Annotated in this window: 16 protein-coding genes; all 16 read left to right on the top strand. The window is 62.4% G+C overall.

Annotation, left to right across the window (positions count from 1 at the left end):
- The first annotated feature begins 36 nt into the window (after window positions 1-36).
- The 16 genes from J3352_RS05385 to rpsU all read left to right on the top strand — a co-directional run bounded on the left by J3352_RS05385 (window position 37) and on the right by rpsU (window position 19,591).
- Window positions 37-816 carry an RNA methyltransferase gene (locus J3352_RS05385; protein WP_005935549.1) on the top strand — a complete coding sequence of 260 codons (780 nt, stop codon included), beginning with the start codon at window positions 37-39 and terminating at the stop codon, window positions 814-816.
- The gene (gene dprA, locus J3352_RS05390; RefSeq protein WP_156066046.1) at window positions 813-1,958 is read left to right on the top strand and encodes a DNA-processing protein DprA; all 1,146 of its coding nucleotides are present in this window, start codon (window positions 813-815) and stop codon (window positions 1,956-1,958) included. Before J3352_RS05385 ends, dprA begins: the two co-directional genes overlap by 4 nt.
- A gap of 138 nt (window positions 1,959-2,096) precedes the next feature.
- Window positions 2,097-4,181, top strand: a complete 2,085-nt coding sequence (gene topA / locus J3352_RS05395) for a type I DNA topoisomerase (RefSeq protein ID WP_097786436.1) — start codon at window positions 2,097-2,099, stop codon at window positions 4,179-4,181.
- 178 nt (window positions 4,182-4,359) lie between these two features.
- Window positions 4,360-5,736, top strand: a complete 1,377-nt coding sequence (gene trmFO / locus J3352_RS05400; protein WP_156066097.1) for a methylenetetrahydrofolate--tRNA-(uracil(54)-C(5))-methyltransferase (FADH(2)-oxidizing) TrmFO — start codon at window positions 4,360-4,362, stop codon at window positions 5,734-5,736.
- A gap of 183 nt (window positions 5,737-5,919) precedes the next feature.
- Entirely contained in the window at window positions 5,920-6,921 is a 1,002-nt protein-coding gene (plsX, locus tag J3352_RS05405; protein WP_117476292.1) for a phosphate acyltransferase PlsX, read from the top strand.
- Between the two features lie 187 nt (window positions 6,922-7,108).
- A complete protein-coding gene (gene rnc, locus J3352_RS05410; RefSeq protein ID WP_005935533.1) occupies window positions 7,109-7,783 on the top strand; it encodes a ribonuclease III in 675 nt (224 codons plus the stop codon).
- On the top strand, window positions 7,784-11,341 hold the full coding sequence (gene smc, locus J3352_RS05415) for a chromosome segregation protein SMC (RefSeq protein WP_156066044.1): 3,558 nt from the start codon (window positions 7,784-7,786) through the stop codon (window positions 11,339-11,341). It abuts the gene before it with no gap.
- A gap of 149 nt (window positions 11,342-11,490) precedes the next feature.
- On the top strand, window positions 11,491-12,429 hold the full coding sequence (ftsY, locus tag J3352_RS05420) for a signal recognition particle-docking protein FtsY (RefSeq protein ID WP_156066042.1): 939 nt from the start codon (window positions 11,491-11,493) through the stop codon (window positions 12,427-12,429).
- A gap of 13 nt (window positions 12,430-12,442) precedes the next feature.
- A complete protein-coding gene (gene rdgB / locus J3352_RS05425; RefSeq protein WP_005932884.1) occupies window positions 12,443-13,075 on the top strand; it encodes an RdgB/HAM1 family non-canonical purine NTP pyrophosphatase in 633 nt (210 codons plus the stop codon).
- 14 nt (window positions 13,076-13,089) lie between these two features.
- The gene (locus tag J3352_RS05430) at window positions 13,090-13,386 is read left to right on the top strand and encodes a YhbY family RNA-binding protein (RefSeq protein WP_005932885.1); all 297 of its coding nucleotides are present in this window, start codon (window positions 13,090-13,092) and stop codon (window positions 13,384-13,386) included.
- Entirely contained in the window at window positions 13,383-14,069 is a 687-nt protein-coding gene (gene nadD / locus J3352_RS05435; RefSeq protein WP_005932886.1) for a nicotinate (nicotinamide) nucleotide adenylyltransferase, read from the top strand. The genes J3352_RS05430 and nadD overlap by 4 nt, the downstream gene beginning before the upstream one ends.
- A complete protein-coding gene (gene yqeK, locus J3352_RS05440; RefSeq protein ID WP_156066040.1) occupies window positions 14,023-14,610 on the top strand; it encodes a bis(5'-nucleosyl)-tetraphosphatase (symmetrical) YqeK in 588 nt (195 codons plus the stop codon). The genes nadD and yqeK overlap by 47 nt, the downstream gene beginning before the upstream one ends.
- 126 nt (window positions 14,611-14,736) lie before the next feature.
- Window positions 14,737-16,167: an LCP family protein gene (locus tag J3352_RS05445; protein ID WP_227622307.1), complete on the top strand. Its 1,431-nt coding sequence runs from the start codon at window positions 14,737-14,739 to the stop codon at window positions 16,165-16,167.
- Between the two features lie 21 nt (window positions 16,168-16,188).
- Entirely contained in the window at window positions 16,189-16,569 is a 381-nt protein-coding gene (rsfS, locus tag J3352_RS05450; RefSeq protein WP_005932891.1) for a ribosome silencing factor, read from the top strand.
- Between the two features lie 51 nt (window positions 16,570-16,620).
- The gene (leuS, locus tag J3352_RS05455) at window positions 16,621-19,167 is read left to right on the top strand and encodes a leucine--tRNA ligase (RefSeq protein WP_005932892.1); all 2,547 of its coding nucleotides are present in this window, start codon (window positions 16,621-16,623) and stop codon (window positions 19,165-19,167) included.
- A 247-nt stretch (window positions 19,168-19,414) separates the two neighbouring features.
- Complete coding sequence (gene rpsU / locus J3352_RS05460) at window positions 19,415-19,591, top strand: 30S ribosomal protein S21 (protein ID WP_005928271.1); 177 nt, start codon at window positions 19,415-19,417, stop codon at window positions 19,589-19,591.
- Window positions 19,592-19,691: the final 100 nt, after the last annotated feature.

A 19,691-nucleotide genomic window follows, 5' to 3' on the forward strand; every position in this document is an offset into this window, starting at 1 on the left:
CCTTTTTGTATATTTTTGTATCTTCTGGAGGACCGCATGGAAAAGATCACCAGCCGGGAAAACGCAAAGATCAAATATGCCTGCCGCCTTGCTTCCAGCGGGGCGTTCCGGCGCAGTGAGGGGAAATTTCTGGCCGAGGGCCGCAAGCTCTGCCCGGAGCTCTGCCGCGGCGCGGCGCTGGAGACCCTGTTCTGCACCGAGGCAGCGCTGGAAAAGTGCCCGGAGCTGGCCGGGCTGCCCGGGGAGCACTATCTGGTGGAGGACCATGTGGCCGATAAGCTGGCCGATGTGGGCACCCATCAGGGCGTGTTCGGCATCTTCCGCACCCCGGTGCACACGCTGGACGAGGCAAAGACCGGCGGGCGGTATCTGGCGCTTGAGCGGGTGCAGGACCCCGGCAACGTGGGCACGCTGCTGCGCTCTGCCGCCGCGTTTGGCTTTGACGGTGTGCTGCTGAGCGATGGCTGTGCCAGCGTGTTTGCCCCCAAGACCCTGCGGGCCTCCATGGGGGCCGCCGTGCGGGTGCCGGTGATGGAGGTGGGGGCAATGCCTGCCGCCATTGCCGCCCTGCGGGCAAAGAATATCACCTGCCTTGCGGCGGCACTCTATCAGAGCCAGCCCCTGAGCGCGGCCCGGCCCGGCTACCCGGGCGGTGTCTGCGTAGTCATCGGCAGCGAGGGCCAGGGCCTGACAGAAGAGACCATTGCCGCCTGCAGCGGCACTGTGCGCATCCCCATGACCGACCGGGTGGAAAGCCTGAACGCCGGCATTGCGGGCAGCATCCTGCTGTGGCATTTCCGGGAGGAGAGCCTGTGACCGGGCCCGGCTTCGGCCAGACCAGTCTTTTCCCGCCCGAACCGGCCCCCGACCCGCTGCTCTGCTGGCTCTGGCTGGCTAACACGCTGGGGGCGGGCAGCAGCCATGCAGGCCGGGTGCTGGATGTGTTTGGCGGGGCGCAGGAGGCCTGGGAGAACCGGGATTCCGATGCGTTCCGCAAAGCGGTGGGCAGCCCGGCCTTTGCCCGGGCCAACCTGCCCGACAACACCCCAGCGCATTACCGGGCCTTTGCACGGCGGTGTGCGGCGCGGAATATCCGCATCCTGCCCTATGACGACCCGGATTACCCGCTGGCGTTTTCCCGCATTCCCGATATGCCGCTGGTGCTCTACTGCACCGGCGACCCCCTCTGGCTCAATGAGCCGGGGGCTGTGGGGATGGTGGGCAGCCGCAGGCCCACCGAGTACGGCCTGCAGGCGGCGGCAGATCTGGGCAGCGGGCTGGCCAAAAACGGGGCCATCATCGTCAGCGGTCTGGCCGATGGGCTGGACAGCGCCGGGCACCGGGCCGCGGTGAAAGAAAACTGCCCCACCATTGGGGTGTTGGGTGTGCCCATTGACCGCACCTACCCGGCCTCCAACCGGGAGCTGCGGAAAAAGATCGAGCAAAAAGGCTGCGTGATCAGTGAGTACCCGCCCGAGAGCGGCCCCGTTGGCCCCAATGGCTTTTTGCAGCGCAACCGGCTCATTGCGGCGCTGTCCTCGGCGCTGGTGGTGGTGGAAGCGCAGGAAAAGAGCGGCACCATGTCCACAGTCAACCATGCCGAGCGGTATGGCAAGCCGGTGTTCGTGGTGCCGGGCAGCATCTACTCGCCCAACTCGGCGGGCACCAACGCCCTGCTGCGGGAGGGCCGGGCCAAAGCCGTCTGCAAACCCGGCGACCTGTTCGGGGTGCTGGGCCTGCGGGGTGCGGCGGCTCCGGCAGTGGTGCGCTCTGCGCCTGACCCCATGAGCGAGACCGAGCGCAGGGTGCTGGCCTGTATCGGCCCCAAGGCAAAGGGCGTGGAGGAGCTGGGTGCTGCAAGCGGCCTGCCCACCGGCCTGTTGCTGGGCACCCTGATGAAGCTGGAGCTGGCGGGCCGTGTGACCTGCCTGCCCGGCAAGCGGTATATTCTGCGCTGAACTGCGCAATTTAAGTTGAATGAAACCTCTCAGTCTCGCTGACGCTCGCCAGCTCCCCTAATAAGGGAGCCCTTGGCATTTCGTTGGGTTTTACTACCACCGTCAGGCTGGGAGTTTATAATATAGGAGAAGAGAACCATGGCAAAACTGGTAATCGTGGAGTCGCCGGCAAAGGCGAAGACCATTGGCAAATATCTGGGCAAGGATTACGAGGTCACGGCCAGCATGGGCCACATCCGGGACCTGCCTAAGTCCCAGCTGGGCATCGACGTGGAACATGACTACGCCCCCCAGTACATCAATATCAAGGATAAATCCAAGCTCATCAAGGAGCTCAAGGCAAAAGCCAAGCAGGCCGACGGCGTTCTGCTGGCAACCGACCCGGACCGTGAGGGAGAGGCCATCAGCTGGCATCTGGCCAATATCCTGGGGCTGGACCCCCACGAGCCCAACCGCGTGACCTTTGACGAGATCACCAAAAAGGGCGTGCAGAAGGGCATGGCCAATCCCCGTGCCATCGATGAGGATCTGTTCAACGCCCAGCAGGCCCGCCGCATCCTCGACCGTCTGGTGGGCTATAAGCTCAGCCCTTTTCTGTGGCGGAAGGTGCGCCGGGGCCTGTCGGCGGGCCGTGTCCAGAGCGTGGCGGTGCGGCTGATCGATGACCGCGAGAAGGAGATCGAGAACTTCAAGCCCGAGGAATACTGGAACGTGGATGCCACGCTGGGCACCGGCCACAAGAGCTTTACCGCCCGCCTGGCCTCCGACAGCACCGGCAAAAAGCTGCTGCCCAAAAACGAGGCAGAGGCCCGGGCCATCGAAAAGGGTCTGGAGGGTGCCGAGTATACCGTGGGCGAACTGAAAAAAGGCAAGCGGGCCAAGCAGCCCACCCCGGCCTTTATCACCAGTACCCTGCAGCAGGAGGCCTCCCGCCGTCTGGGCTTTACGGCTACCCGTACCATGCGTGCCGCCCAGACCCTGTACGAAGGCGTGGACATCGCGGGCCACGGCACCATGGGTCTGATCACCTATATGCGTACCGACAGCCTGCGCATTTCCGATGAAGCGGTCACCGCTGCAAAGGAGTATATTGCGGACGCTTACGGCGAACAGTATATCTGCACCTACAAGCGCACCTGGAAGACCAAGAGCGCGACCGCTGCGCAGGATGCCCACGAAGCCATCCGTCCCTCGGTGCCGGGGCTGACCCCTGACGAGGTGGACAAGAGCATCAGCGGCGATACCGCCAAGCTCTACCGGATGATCTGGAGCCGCTTTATGGCCAGCCAGATGGCAGACTGCCAGCAGGATACTGTGAGCGTGACCGTGTACGCGGGGGACTACCGCTTCAAGGCCAGCGGCTACACCGTGACCTTTGATGGTTTTACCGTGCTGTACGAGGAAGCCACCGATGAAAAGGAAAAGAAGGAGACCAGCCTGCCCCCGCTGGAACAGGGCCAGCTGCTCAAGCTCAAGGAGCTGAAGAGTGAGCAGAAATTCACCCAGCCCCCCGCCCGCTACACCGAAGCGACCCTGATCAAGGCGCTGGAGGAAAATGGCATCGGCCGCCCCTCCACCTATGCGCCCATCATCACCACCATCATCGACCGCGGCTATGTGGAGCGGGAGCAGAAAAAGCTCAAGCCCACCCTGCTGGGCCGCGCCGTGGACGGCCTGATGCTGGAGCAGTTCCCCCATATCGTGGACGTGGACTTCTCGGCAGAGATGGAGAAGAACCTGGATAAGATCGAGAGCGGCAAGGCCGATTGGCACAAGACCGTGGATGATTTCTATCAGGGCTTTGCCGCCAGCCTGGAACAGGCCGAAAAGAACATGGAGGGCAAGAAGGTCAAGGTGCCGGACGAGCCTTCCAGCGAGGTCTGCGACCTCTGCGGCCGCCCCATGGTCATCAAGGTGGGCAAGTACGGCAAGTTCCTGGCCTGCTCCGGCTTCCCCGAGTGCCGGGGCACCAAGCGTCTGGTCAAGGACACCGGCGGTGTCTGCCCCAAGTGCGGCAAGGGCCGGATGCTGGAGCGCAAGAGCGCCAAGGGCCGCATCTACTACGGCTGCGAGCGCTACCCCGACTGCGACTTTATGACCTGGGATACCCCGGTGCCCACCAAGTGCGAAAAGTGCGGCTCCACCCTGTTCCGCAAGGGCTCCAAGCTCTACTGCGCAAAAGAAGGCTGCGGCTTTGAGATGCCGGTGCCGAAGAAGGATTGATCAAACCGATAAACTGTCTCGCCCTCTCCGGCATCGCCTGCGCGATGCCACCTCTCCCAAAGGGAGAGGCAATGGCGGCAAACGGGCAGCTGCTGCTGACCGGGATGCTGCACAGGCTCCCCCTTTGGGGGAGCTGGACGCAAAGCGGCCTGAGAGGGCGAGGATGCTGAAGGATGAAATTATGAGTTACAAAGTAACTGTACTGGGTGCCGGTCTGGCAGGCTGCGAGGCGGCGCTGTGGCTGGCGGGCAAGGGCGTTCAGGTAACGCTCTACGAGCAGAAACCCACCCACTTTTCCCCGGCTCACAAGAGCGCGGGCTTTGCGGAGCTGATCTGCTCCAACAGCCTGAAGGCCGAGCGTCTGGATTCTGCTTCCGGCCTGCTGAAAGAGGAGATGCGCCGAATGGGCAGCCAGCTGCTGGAAGCCGCCGAGGAGGCCCGTGTGGCCGCGGGCGGCGCATTGGCCGTGGACCGGGACGCATTCAGCGCCGCCGTGACCCGGCGGGTGGAGGAGTGCCCCAACATCACTGTGGTGCGGGAGCAGGTGGAGCACATCGATGAGAGTGCACCCATTCTGGTGGCCACCGGCCCCCTGACCGATGGTGCGCTGGCCGACGAGATCGGCCGCCTGACCGGCGATGAGCGGCTCCATTTCTATGATGCCGTGGCTCCCATCGTCACGGCCGAGAGTCTGGATTACAACAAGGTGTTCGCCGCTTCCCGGTACGACCGGGGCGAGGCCGATTACCTGAACTGCCCCTTCAATAAGGCAGAGTATGAGGCTTTCCATGCCGCGCTGGCTTCGGCAGAGCGTGCCCCGCTCCATGCCTTCGATGCCGGTGCGGAACAGGGTGCGCAGCCCGACCCCGATGCCCACGGCAAAAAAGCAGATACCGTCACGGTCTACGAGGGCTGTATGCCCATTGAGATCATGGCCGCCCGGGGTGCTGATACCATGCGCTTCGGCCCCCTGCGCCCGGTGGGTCTGGTGGACCCCAACACCGGCCACCGCCCCTGGGCCAATGTCCAGCTCCGCGCCGAGAATAAGGAACGCACCCTCTATAATATCGTGGGCTTCCAGACCAACCTCAAGTGGGGCGAGCAGAAGCGGGTGTTCAGCATGATCCCAGGCCTGGAAAATGCCGAGTTCGTGCGGTACGGTGTCATGCACCGCAACACCTTCCTGGATGCGCCCCGTGTGCTGGACGCGGGCCTGTTCCTGAAGGAGCACCCCAACGTGTTCTTTGCGGGCCAGATCACCGGCTTTGAGGGCTATATGGAGAGCGCCGCCTGCGGCCTGCTGGCAGCCCGGAGCATCTACGCCCGGCTGGAGGGCAGGCAGCTGCCCCCGCCGCCGGTGGATACCATGTGCGGCGCGCTGATCCAGTATCTGACCACTGAGAACAAACATTTCCAGCCCATGGGCGCGAATATGGGCATCCTGCCCCCGCTGCCGGCCGAGAGCCGTCCCCGTGACAAGCGCCTGCGTTACATGGCCGTGGCCGAGCGTGCCGTGGCCAGCTTCCAACAGTGGCTGGATGCAACTGAATTCTAAACGGGAAACGGGCTTGCCCTCTCCGTCATTGCTTCGCAATGCCACCTCTCCCGAAAGGGAGAGGCAACGCATATCCCAGATTCAGCAGGTGCTGACCATGGGCCGCAATCGGCTCTCCCTTTGGGAGAGCTGGCGCGAAGCGCCTGAGAGGGTGAGGACGCTGACCAAGAAAGGACGACGTTTATGAAAATTATCGTTGATATGATGGGCGGCGACAACGCCCCGCTGGCTGTGCTGGAAGGCACCGCACAGGCTGTGAAGGAGTACGGTGTGCAGGTCATCGGCGTGGGCAGCGAGGAGCTGGTGCGCAAGACGGCCGCCGAGCACAATATCCCGCTGGACGGCATCGAGCTGGTCAACTGCACCGAGACCATTGAGATGTGTGATGAGCCTGCAAGGGCCATCCGCAGCAAGAAGGATTCCTCCATCGTGGTGGGCCTGAACCTGCTGAAGGAGGGAAAGGGCGATGCCTTTGTCTCTGCCGGAAGCACTGGCGCGCTCCATGTGGGCGCAAGCCTCATTGTGCGCACCCTCAAGGGCGTAAAGCGCCCGGCCCTGGCCACCATGGTGCCGGCCAAAAACAAGGCCTATCTGCTGCTGGACTGCGGCGCGAACGTGGAGTGCCGCCCCGAGATGCTGGCAGCCTTTGCCGTGATGGGCAGCTGCTATGTCAACAAGGTGGAGGGCCGCACCGCACCCACCGTGGCGCTGGCAAACAACGGTGCCGAGGAGAGCAAGGGCACCCCGATGCTCCGGGAAGCCCACCAGCTGCTCAAGGCAACACCGGGCATCCGGTTCGTGGGCAACATCGAGCCCCGTGACGTGCCCAACGGTGATGTGGATGTGGTGGTCTGCGACGGCTTTACCGGCAATGTCATCCTCAAGCTGACCGAGGGCGTGGCCAAGATGCTGCTGGGGATGCTCAAGGAGATGTTCCTGGCAAACCTCGGCGGCAAGATCGCCTACCTGCTGCTCAAGAGCGGCGTGGGAAGCCTCAAGCACCAGATGGACAGCGAGGAGTACGGCGGCGCACCCTTCCTGGGCGCAAAGCAGCCGGTCATCAAGGCCCACGGCTCCTCCAAGGCCAAGGGCATCAAGAACGCCATCCGGCAGGCCAAGATCTGCGTGGAGAACGACCTGTGCGGCACCATGCAGAGCGCGCTGGATGAGCTGAACAAGGAGTAAGGAAAGCGGCCTTGCCCTCTCCGTCATCGCTGACGCGATGCCACCTCTCCCAAAGGGAGAGGCAATGGCGGGTGACGGTCAGCTGGTGCTTTCCAGGGTGCTGTGCAGGCTCCCCCTTTGGGGGAGCTGGACGCGAAGCGGCCTGAGAGGGCGAGGATACCAAAAAGATTCAAGGGAGCAAAGAGATATGAGCCATCAGTTGGAAACAATTATTGGTTACAAGTTCAAGAATCCGAAGCTGCTGGAGACGGCGCTCACCCACACCAGCTACGCCAACGAGAGCCGCACGCCGGTGCAGCACAACGAGCGGCTGGAATTTCTGGGCGACAGCGTGCTGCAGATCGTCTCGGCAGATTATCTGTTTCACGCCTACGCCGACCGGCCCGAGGGCGACCTGACCCGCATCCGTTCCAGCCTGGTCAGCGAGGGCGCATTGTTCCAGTTTGCGCAGGAGATCAATCTGGGCGAGTATCTGCGCCTGGGCCGGGGCGAGGAGCGCTGCGGCGGCCGCACCCGCCCCAGCGTGGTGTCCGATGCCTTTGAGGCCGTCATCGCTGCCCTGTATCTGGACGGCGGCATGGAGGTGGCAAAGAGCTTCATCCTGCCCTTCATCACCGAGGGCAAGCACGCTGAGGCCGATTACAAGACCCGCCTGCAGGAGATCGTCCAGCAGAACCCCGAGGAGCGGCTGAGCTATGTGGTGGAGCAGGAATCCGGCCCCGACCACGACAAGCATTTCGTGGTGGCTGTCCGCTTCAACTCCGATAAGGTCGCCCGGGGTGAGGGCCGCAGCAAGAAGATGGCCGAACAGCACGCCGCCCGCGAAGCCCTCAAGCTCCTGGGCGTGATAAAGGAAAAGTAAATGGTATTCAAGGAACTGGAGATCCAGGGCTTCAAGAGCTTTCCCGATAAGGTCAAGATCACCTTTGACGAAGGCGTGACCGGCGTGGTGGGCCCCAACGGTTCGGGTAAGTCGAACCTGTCCGATGCCGTGCGCTGGGTGCTGGGCGAGACCAGCGCACGCCAGCTGCGCGCCGCCGGAAAGATGGAGGATGTCATCTTTGGCGGCACCCGGCGGCGGGGGGCCATGGGCTTTGCTCAGGTGCGCCTGACGCTGGACAACAGCAGCCACGCGCTGGATGTGGAAGCGGACGAGGTGACCATCGGCCGCAGGTATTACCGCTCCGGCGAGAGCGAGTACAGCATCAACGGGCAGATCTGCCGCCTGAAAGATGTGTATGAACTGCTGCTGGATACCGGCATCGGCCGCGATGGCTACTCGGTCATCGGGCAGGGCCGCATTGCCGAAATCGTGGCGGCCAAGAGCAGCGAGCGCAGGGAGATCTTTGAGGAAGCCTGCGGCATTGCCAAATACCGCTACCGCAAAAACGAGGCCGAGCGCCGCCTTGCCGCCGCCGCTGAAAATCTGGAACGCCTGCGGGATATCCTGGGCGAGCTGGAGGCCCGGGTGGGCCCGCTGGAAAAAGAGAGCGAAAAGGCCCGGAAGTTTCTGGAACTGAGCGCCCGGCGCAAAACGCTGGAGGTGACCCTGTGGACGGACGGCGTGCACCGGGCCAAGGAAGCCGTGCGCCGTCAGGTGCGGGATTACGAGACAGCCCAGGCCGATTATGAGCGGTTCGACCGCCAGACCAAAGCCGCCGAGAGCGAGGCTGAGGAGATCCGGATGCAGGCACAACAGCTGACCATTGCGGTCGAGCGCCTGAATGGGGATATCCGCAGCATCACCGAGCAGATCAGCGGCAGCGAGAGCCGGATCGCCGTGCTGGAAAACGACATTGCCCGCAACGAGGAAAGCGCCGCAGACCTGCGGGCAGAGATCGCCGCCGGGCAGCAGGACAGCACCGAGGCCGCCGCCGCGCTGGAACGCCACCGCGCTGTGGCAAAGAGCATGGAGCTGGCGGGCCGGAAACTGGCCGCAGAGCTGGATGCCCTGAACGACGAGCTGGTGCGCCTGACCCGGGAAAACGACCAGAGCGGTGCCCGCCGGGATACCCTGCGGGGCGAGGTGGCGGCCCTGACGGCCCGGCACACCGAAGCGCAGGTGGCTCAGGCCGCCGCCGAGGCTGCTGCCGAGACGGCCCTGAGCCGTCTGCCTGCGTTGGAAGAAGCCGCCGAGGTGCTGGCGGTCCAGCGGGACGACGCAAAGCAGGATCTGGAGGATACCGTGCGGTACCTCACTACGCTGGCCGAGAATGAGCAGCAGCTCAAAAATATCCGGGCCGGTCTGGAACTCAAGCTGAAGAACCGCCGCGCCGCGCTGGAGGAAGCCGACCGTGCCGAACAGCAGCTGAACCGGGAGCTGGATGCCGCCCGTCAGCGGCTTTCCGTGCTGCGGGAGCTGGAAAAGAACATGGAAGGCTACCAGAACTCCGTCAAGACCGTGATGCGGGCGGCATCCGCCCGGCGGCTGCGGGGCATCATCGGGCCGGTGTCCTCCATCCTGCGGGTGGAGCCGGGCCGGGAGGTCGCCATTGAGACCGCGCTTGGCGGTGCCCTGCAGAACATCGTGGTGGAGAACGAAGCCGCCGCCAAGGCAGGCATCGCCCTGCTGCGGAGCGAGAACGCGGGCCGCGCCACCTTCCTGCCGCTGGACACAGTCCAGCCCGGCGTGTTCCGGGGAAAACTGTCCGGCTCGGCAAGGCTGGCAAGCAGTCTGGTCCAGGCCGATGCACGGTACAGTGACATCGTGTCCAATCTGCTGGGCCGCATCATCGTGGTGGATGATATCAACGAGGCCTCCCGTGTGGCCCGGGACAACGGTTTCCGCAGCAAGGTCGTCACGCTGGATGGTCAGGTGGTCAATGCGGGCGGCAGCTTTACCGGCGGCAGTGTCCAGCGCAGCGCGGGTTTGTTCACCCGCAAGCAGGAGCTGGAGGAGCTGCGGGTCAAGGCTGCGAAATTGCAGAAGGAGTGCCTTGCCGCTCAGGAAAAGACCGACCAGTGCAAACAGCAGGCAGATGCCCTGAACGCAGAGCTGACTGCCGCCAGCAGTGAGCAGATCACTGCCGCCAACGACCGTGTGCGGGCCGAAGCAGAGCGCAAGCGGCTGGAAGCCGCCATGGAGCAGGCCGAGACGGCCCTTGCCGCGCGGCAGAAGGAGATCGACACCCTGAACACCCAGCTGGCTGACAGCCGGGAAAAGGCCGCGCAGGCCGAAGCACAGGAAGCTGCGCTGGCCGGGGAGATCGAAGCAAAATCGGGCGAGCTGAACCGCATTGCCGAGGGAGACGATGCGTTTCTGACCCGGCAGCGGGCGCTGGCCGAGCAGGTGAGCGCCAAGCGGCTGGAACAGGTGGGCCGCCAGAAGGATGCCGAGCTGGCGCAGGCGCAGATCGAAGCGCTGGAACAGCGCACCCGGGATGCCGAGAGCCGCCGGGCCGCTCTGGAAGAGAGCCTTGCCGCCCTTGCCGCCCGCAGTGATGCCTGCCGGGCCGAGATCGAGGCCATCCGCAAGGCCAAGACCGACAGCCGGGCGGAGATTGAAGCGAAGGAAGCCGAGATCCGGAAGGCCACCGAACAGCGGCTTTCCTGCCAGCAGGCCGAGACCGAGGCACTGGCCCGGGCCCGCACTGCTGCCGACAGCCGCGAGGAGATGGGCCGGGAGATGGCCCGTCTGGCCGAGCGGAAAGCGGCCGCTGAGAGCGAATACGATGCCACCGCCGCCAAGCTCTGGGATGAATACCAGCTGACGGTGAGCCAGGCCGAGGAACTCTGCGTGGAGTTCGACAGCCTGCCCGCCCTGCGGGCGCAGGTGGCCGATCTGCGCAACCAGATCCGGGCGCTGGGCAATGTAAACGTCAGCGCCATTGAGGAATATCAGGAGGTCAGGGAGCGGTACGATGCCCTGAGCGCTCAGGTGGCCGATGTGGAGGGCAGCAGGAACGAGCTGACGCGGATGATCGCCAGCCTGTCCGGCCAGATGAAGGAGATCTTCACCGACAGCTTCCGGGCCATCAACGAAAATTTCGGACGCATCTTTGCCGAGCTGTTTGGCGGCGGCGAAGCCAGCCTTGTGCTGGAGGATGAAAGCGATGTGCTTTCCTGCGGCATCGGCATTCAGGTGGCACCGCCGGGCAAAGTCATCAAGAACCTGGAAGCCCTTTCCGGCGGCGAGCAGGCGCTGGTGGCCATCAGCATCTATTTTGCGATCCTGGCCGTCAACCCGGCACCGTTCTGTATCCTGGACGAGATCGAAGCCGCCCTGGATGATGCCAATGTCAGCCGCTTTGCACAGTATCTGCGCCGGGTGAGCGACAAGACCCAGTTCATCGTCATCACTCACCGCCGCGGCACCATGGAGGCCGCCAACGTCCTGTACGGCGTGACCATGCAGGAGGACGGCGTGTCGAAATTGCTCAAGCTGGATCTGGAACAGGTTGACGCGACGCTGGTTTCGTAGGTATAATAGATTAAACCTCTCAGTCTCGCTTCGCTCGCCAGCTCCCCTAGTAGGGGAGCCCTTGGCATACCGGGCAGCACTGAGCGCAAATCGTGAAATGGCGGGTTTTGCCATCACGGATAGAAACAGCAAAACAAAGGAGAGAACCAATGGGCCTCTTTGGATTTGGCAAAAAAGAAAAAGATAAGATGAAAGACGGCCTCGAAAAGACCCGCACGGGCTTCTGGGGCAACATTATGAATACCCTCACCGGCAGCAAGATCGATGATGATCTTTACGATGAGCTGGAAGAGCAGCTCATTCTGGCCGATGTGGGCGGTGAAGTGGCCATCAAACTGGTGGACAAGCTGCGGGACCGGGTGAACGAGAAGGGTCTGAAAACCGGTGAGCAGGCCAGCGATGAACTGCGCGACCTCATTGCCGATGAGATGCGCCCCGAAGCTGAGATGGACCTGAGCGGCAGCCCCGCCGTCATTCTGGTCATCGGCGTGAACGGGGTGGGCAAGACCACCAGCATTGCCAAGCTGGCCGATTTCTATACCCGTCAGGGCAAAAAGGTCATGCTGGCTGCAGGCGATACCTTCCGTGCCGCCGCCAGCGAGCAGCTGGAGATCTGGGCCGACCGGGCGGGTGTGCCCCTTGTCAAGGCGGGCGAGGGCGCAGACCCCGCCGCTGTCATTTTTGACACGGTCAAGTCGGCCACCGCGCGCGGCTATGATCTGGTCATTGCAGATACCGCAGGCCGCCTGCACAACAAGGCAAACCTGATGGCAGAGCTTTCCAAGATCAGCCGCAGCGTCAAAAAGGCCAGCCCCGAGGCCAGTCTGGAGACCCTGCTGGTGCTGGATGCCATCACGGGCCAGAACGCCATCAGCCAGGCCCGGGAGTTCTGCAAGGCGGCAAACGCCACCGGCATCATCCTGACCAAGCTGGACGGCACCGCCAAGGGCGGCTGTGTCGTGGCGGTCAAGCAGCGGCTGGGCCTGCCCGTGCGGTTCATCGGCGTGGGTGAGGGCATCGATGACCTGATCCCCTTCACCCCGGAGGGCTATGTGGAAGAGCTGCTGCCCCGGCAGTGGAAGCATTGAGGAGGCGCGGAAGATGAAAATTTGTGCAGCGACCGGCAACGCCGGTAAGCTCCGTGAACTGCGGCGCATTCTGGAAGCGCAGGGCCACGAGGTGGTCAGCCAGAAGGAGCTGGGCATCACCATTGAACCCGATGAGACCGGCACCACCTTTGAGGAAAACGCCCTCATCAAGGCCGAGACCATCTGCAAAGCCAGCGGCCTGCCCACCATCGCCGATGACTCGGGCCTCTGTGTGGATGCGCTGGAGGGTGCCCCCGGTGTGTACAGCGCCCGCTACTGCGGCCGCCACGGCGACGATGAGGCCAACAACGACAAGCTGCTGGAGAATATGCAGGATGTCCCGGCGGAACAGCGCGGTGCAAAATTTGTGGCCGCTGTCTGCTTTATCCTGCCCACCGGCCGGCACCTGACCTGCCGGGGCGAGTGCCCGGGCAAGGTGGCCTTTGCGCGCCTGGCGGGTGATTACGGTTTTGGCTACGATCCGCTGTTCATCCCAGATGAATGCGGCGTGGGCAAGGCGGAAAAGCGCCCCAATACCGAGGGACGCAGCTATGCCCAGCTCACCCCGGACGAAAAGGATGCCATCAGCCACCGTGGTGTGGCGCTGGCAAAGCTGGAAAAAGAATTACCTGAATTTCTGAAATAAAAGGAGAAAAAATTATGTTGACGAGCAAACAGCGCGCCATTCTGCGCGGCAAGGCAAACACCATGGACCCCGTTTTCATCGTGGGCAAGGGTGAGATCGACGAGACCATGATCCAGGGCGTGAAGGATTGCCTGGATGCCCGGGAGCTGATCAAGCTCAAGGTGCTGGAGAGCAGCATGTACAACGCCCGTGAGGCTTCTGTCAAGCTGGCAGAGGCCACCGGTGCCGACTGCGTGCAGGTCATCGGCTCCAAATTCGTGCTCTATCTGCAGAAGAAGAAGGACAGCGCCTACGCTGACCTGCTGAAATGAGGCTCCTGCTGTACGGCGGCACCTTTGACCCGCCCCACAACGGCCACCTGAACAATCTGCGCGCCGCCGCTGCCCGGGTGCGCCCGGACAGGGTGGTGGTGATGCCTGCGGGGCTTTCCCCCTTCAAGCAGTCCACCGCCGCCCCCGGCAGCGCCCGGGTGGAGATGTGCGCGTGCTTCCGTGCACTGGAAGCGGAGGGGGCTGTCCCGGCGCTGTGTGTCAGCGGCTGGGAGGTGGAGCAGGCCGCGCTGGGCAGGCGCAACTATACGGTGCTCACGCTGGAAATGCTGGCCCGGACTTACCCGGAGGCCGAGCTGTACATGGCCATGGGCAGCGATATGCTGCTGAGCTTTGACAGCTGGCACCGCTGGCAGGAGATCCTGCGGCTGGCCCGGCTGGTGGTCACGAGCCGGAATGTCGGCGACGCGCCGGAGCTTCACGCCAAGGCAAAGCAGATGGACCCCACCGGGGCCCGCATCCTGTTTGCACAGGTCGAGGCTCTGCCCATGGCCAGCAGCAACCTGCGTGCCCGCCTTGCAGCAGGGGAAGCGTGTGAAAATGAACTGCCCGCCCTCGTGCGCCGGGTCATCCGGCGGGAGGGGCTTTACCGGGCAGACAGAGGGGAAAGCGGAAACCATGAATCTGAAACAGGCAAAGGAGCTTGTGCGCGGCCGGTTGAGTGACAAGCGTTACGAGCATACCCTGAACGTGAGAAAAATGGCCGTCAAGCTGGCAAAGCGGTATGGCGTGGATGAGGACAAGGCCGCGCTGGCCGCCCTGCTGCACGACTCGGCCAAGGAGATCAGCAAGGACGAGATGCGCGCCATCATGCGGGCCCACCCGGAACTGGCCGAGGGCGGGGAAGAGCGCCCCACCCCGGTGTGGCACGGCATCTGCGCCGCCATCCTGGCCCGCACCGAGTGGGGCGTGGAGGATGAGGCTGTGCTTTCGGCCATTGCCTGCCACACCGCGGGCAAGCCCGGCATGAGCAGGCTGGATAAGATCGTCTATCTGGCGGATATGTCCAGCAAGGAGCGGGACTGGCCCGGGGTGAACAAGCTGCGCAAGCTGGAGCTGAAGGATCTGGATCTGGCCATGCTGGCAGCCCTCAGGCAGACGAATGACTTTGTGCTCTCGCAGGACAAGCCCCTGGATCCCATGTCCAAGGCGGCCTACGATGAGATCAAAGCAGAGGTGGATGCCCGGGCTGCAAAGGCCGGGTGAGCCTGTTTTTCTGCACACACCCTGCTCCGGAAAAGAATACCGATTGCAGATTGTGGGTAAGAATGTTATACTATGGAACATGACGACAGTCTCTGTCGGAATAAAAAAGCTGGAGGAACCGAACGAATGAGTCAAGGTCCGCGTCATATCAATACAGACCGCTCGCTGAACCGTCCCACGGAGCAGCGCCCCACGGAGGCCTCAGCCCTGCATCAGGTGTCGCTGTCCGGGCAGCCGGATTTCTTCCAGAACGAACAGCCCGCACCCCAGCGGCCGGAACCGCCCCGCCAGAGCGCGGGCGGCGGACGCGGCGGCAACGGCGGCAGTCAGCCGCCCCGGCACGCGGCCCCCGCTGATGCCCCCCGCCGCCGCAAAAAGAAGAAAAAGACCCCCGTGTGGCTGCCGATGGCTGTGACGCTGGCGGTGCTGGCCGTGATCTCGGGCGTGGTGGTCTACGCCGTGAACATGGTGAACAAGGTGGAGGATAATCTGAAGCCCGAGGAGAACGCGACCTCGCTGGTGGAGGAGATCCAGACGCTGGAGGAGTATAAGGGCGATGTGGTGAACATCCTTGTCTGCGGCATCGACTATGAGGAGGGCCGCGCCTATTCCTCGGACGGTAGCAACGACGGCATGACGGATATGATCCTGTACTGCCAGTTCGATATCAAGGGCGGTGCCCTGCGGATGCTGCAGATCCCCCGCAACAGTCTTGTTGCGACCCAGAACCGCAAGATCACCCTTTCCAACGGCAAGACCTACGCGGCTACCAACTATCAGATCAACTCGGTGGCCCTCTCCAACGGCGGCGACATTGCCGCGCTGGCGGAGGTCATCTATGATCAGTACAAGCTGCCCATCGACTACTATGTGACCATTGATATGCAGGCACTGGTGGAAATGGTGGACAACTTCGGCGGCATCGAGGTGTATATCCCCCACGATATGTCCTTTGCGGGCAGTGTCCTGAAGCAGGGCTACCGCAACCTGGACGGCGCATCGGCAGAGTTCTTTGTCCGCTGCCGCCACGGCGAGGGCTACGCCAACTCGGATATCGACCGCCTGAACATGCAGCGCTACTTCTATGCCGGCCTGTTCAAGCGGGTACGCAGCATGGGCGTGACCGATGTCATTGCGCAGCTGCCCCTGATCTTCAACAACTATATCCACACGGATATGGATCTGACCACCATTGCCAAGATGCTGGTGTCCTTTACCCGCATCGACAGTGGGAACATCATGCTGGCCCAGACCCCTGTGTTCATGGGCGTGCCCAATGTGGGCAAGACCAGCAGCTTTGACGGCTACTCCTGCGTGGTGCCGGATGCCGGTTCCATTGCAGAGCTGCTGAACACCTATTTCCGCAATTACACCGGCCCCGTGAGCGCCGAGGAAATGAACCTTGTGACCAACAACTGGCCCCACGGCACCGCTTCCACCAGCGCCAATGTCCAGTTCGTGGGACAGCTGGACAAGGAGTCCGATGATGCCATCCTGAGCGGCGATACCGACGTGGCAGGTGCGACCACCACCGACGGCCAGGCCGCGGGACAGTAACAAACCAGAGAGGAGACTTTTATGGAAAACAAGATCGACAGCAAGACCCTTGCCATTGAGATCGCAAAGATCCTGGATAAGAAAAAGGCCGTGGATGTCCGCGTGCTCAAAGTGGAGAGCCTGACCGTTCTGACCGATTACTTCGTCATTGCTTCCGGCACCTCCACCACCCAGGTGGGTGCTCTGGCCGACGAGGTGGAGTACGAGCTTTCTCAGAAGGGCATCGAGCCCTACACCACCGAGGGCTTCGACTCCAAGAACTGGGTGCTGCTGGATTATTCCAGCGTCATCGTGCACGTCTTTGTGCCCAACACCCGCACCTACTATGATCTGGAACATCTGTGGGCCGATGGTGAGCCCATGGATATCTCGGAATATCTGACCCCGGAAAACAGTCTGTAAGCTTCCCTGCCTGCAAGGGCGGCTGCCGAATATGAGGAGTGATTGAAAGCTATGAAGTATGATTACAAGGCCGTTGAGGCCAAGTGGCAGAAGGTGTGGGAGGACGAAAAGACCTTCCATGTCGAGATCGACCACAAAAAGCCCAAGTTCTATGCGCTGGTGGAGTTCCCGTATCCCTCGGGTGCGGGCCTGCATGTGGGCCACCCCCGCAGCTATACTGCCCTGGATGTGGTCAGCCGCAAGCGCCGCCAGAACGGCTACAACGTGCTGTACCCCATGGGCTGGGATGCCTTCGGTCTGCCCACCGAGAACTTTGCCATGAAGAACCACATCCACCCGGCCATCGTCACCAAAAAGAATGTGGATCACTTCCGTGAGCAGCTCAAGGCGCTGGGCTTCTCCTTTGACTGGGATCGCGAGATCAACACCACCGACCCCGAGTACTACAAGTGGACCCAGTGGATCTTCCTGCAGCTGTACAAGCACGGCCTGGCCTACAAGAAGGAAATGAACGTCAACTGGTGCACCGGCTGCAAGTGCGTGCTGGCAAACGAGGAAGTTGTCAACGGCGTGTGCGAGCGCTGCGGCAGCGAGGTCGTGCATAAGGTCAAGAGCCAGTGGATGCTCAAAATCACCGCTTACGCCGACAAGCTGATCGACGGCCTGGATGGTCTGGATTACATCGAGCGCGTTGCCACCCAGCAGAAGAACTGGATCGGCCGCAGCCATGGTGCAGAGGTGAACTTCGGTACCACCGCAGGCGATACCCTGACGGTTTACACCACCCGCTGCGATACCCTGTTCGGCGCTACCTACATGGTCGTCTCCCCGGAGCACGCCATGGTCAAGGAGTGGCTGGAAAAGGGCCTGCTCAAGAATGCGGATGCCGTTACGGCCTATCAGGCAGAGGCTGCCCGCAAGAGCGATTTCGAGCGCAGTGAGCTGAACAAGGAAAAGACCGGCGTGAAGCTGGAGGGCGTGATGGGCATCAACCCCGTCAACGACAAGCAGATCCCTATCTTTATCTCTGATTATGTCCTGTCCACCTACGGCACCGGTGCCATCATGGCTGTGCCCGCCCACGATACCCGCGACTGGGAGTTCGCCAAGAAGTTCGGCCTGCCCATCATCGAGGTGGTCAAGGGCAATACCGAGTCCAATCTGGACGAGGCTGCCTTTACCGATGTTGCCACCGGTACGCTGGTCAACTCCGGCTTCCTGGACGGCCTGTCTGTGACCGATGCCAAGAAAAAGATGATCGAGTGGCTGGAAGCCAACGGCAAGGGCTGCGACAAGGTGAACTATAAGCTGCGCGACTGGGTGTTCAGCCGTCAGCGCTACTGGGGCGAGCCGATCCCCATGGTCAAGTGTGAAAAGTGCGGCTGGCAGCCCCTGCCCGAGAGCAGCCTGCCCCTGACCCTGCCCGACATCACCGACTTTGAGCCGGGCCCCGATGGTGAGTCCCCGCTGGCCCGCCACACCGACTGGGTCAAGACCACCTGCCCCTGCTGCGGCGGCCCCGCCACCCGCGAGACCGACACCATGCCCCAGTGGGCCGGTTCCTCCTGGTACTTCCTGCGCTACATGGACCCCCACTGCAAGGACGCTCTGGCCTCCAAGGAGGCGCTGGAGTACTGGTCTCCCGTGGACTGGTACAACGGCGGCATGGAGCACACCACCCTGCATCTGCTGTACAGCCGTTTCTGGCACAAGTTCCTGTACGATATCGGCGTGGTGCCCACTGCCGAGCCTTACCAGAAGCGCACCGCCCACGGCATGATCCTGGGCCTGAACCCCCACAGCTTTGTCAACCTGCCCGCTGACGAGCAGGAGAAGCTGCTGAAGGAGTATGGCAGCCAGAAGGCCGCCGAAAAGGCACTGGAAGAGAAGTACGGCGAGATGGCACGCCATCCCATCGTCAAGATGTCCAAGAGCCTGGGCAACGTCATCAACCCCGATGAGGTGGTGGACCAGTACGGTGCCGACACCATGCGTCTGTATGAGATGTTCATGGGCGACTTTGAGCAGGCCGCACCCTGGCAGACCTCTGCTATTGCCGGCTGCAACCGCTTCCTCGACCGCGTGTGGGCGCTGTCCGACAAGCTGGTGGAGGGCGAGGGCTATCGCCCCGCCATTGAGACCCTGATGCACCAGACCATCAAGAAGGTGGGCGCTGACATCGAGGGCCTGAAGATGAACACCGCCATCGCCCAGCTGATGACGCTGGTCAACGCCCTGTACGACAACGGCGGTGCGACCAAGGCCGAGCTGGAGACCGTTGTTCAGCTGCTGAACCCGTTTGCTCCCCACATGACCGAGGAGCTGTGGGAGAAGCTGGGCCACAGCCACAATGAGCAGCTGGCCTACTACCCCTGGCCCCAGTACGAAGAGGCCAAGTGCGTGGAGAGCACCGTGGAGATCGCCGTGCAGGTGAACGGCAAGGTGAAGGCCCGCCTGAAGGTGGCTGCCGACATCGATGCTGCTGCCGCCATTGCCGCCGCCAAGGCTGACCCCGCTGTTGCCGCCGCTCTGGAGGGCAAGCAGGTCGTCAAGGAGATCTACGTCAAGGGCCGTCTGGTCAACCTGGCCGTGAAGTAAACCTCTCAGTCACGCTTCGCGTGCCAGCTCCCCTAATAGGGGAGCCCTTGGCATGCCGGTGGGGCTGTGCTGGACGCACAAAGTGTTGTGTTGCGTAAACCAGCTGGGCCCTGCGACAGAGGCAAACAAAATCTCAAAAAAGTTTTCAAAAAAGGTTGACGAACGCATGAAAATGCGCTATACTGTCTACTGTTAGTTACCATGTAACAACGAAATTCCTGCCTCACGGTCCAAGGGAGGGAATAAGATGTCGGAAATTCGTGTTAAAGAGGGCGAGTCGCTGGAAAGCGCACTGCGTCGCTTCAAGCGCAGCACCGCTCGCAGCGGTGTGCTCGCAGAGGTTCGTAAGCGCGAGGCTTACGAGAAGCCGTCTGTTAAGCGCAAGAAGAAGTCCGAAGCAGCCCGCAAGCGCAAGTTCAAGTAATTAACTGCTTGAAATCGCACGTTGCTTTAGATTTCAAACGCGTTGCTAACGCCGATGTAGGAGAGCCTGAAACTCAGGCTCTCCTATTTTCATTTTAACC

It is taken from the genome of Faecalibacterium sp. Marseille-Q4164 (assembly GCF_017377545.1).
Classification (GTDB): Bacteria; Bacillota; Clostridia; order Oscillospirales; family Ruminococcaceae; genus Faecalibacterium; species Faecalibacterium duncaniae.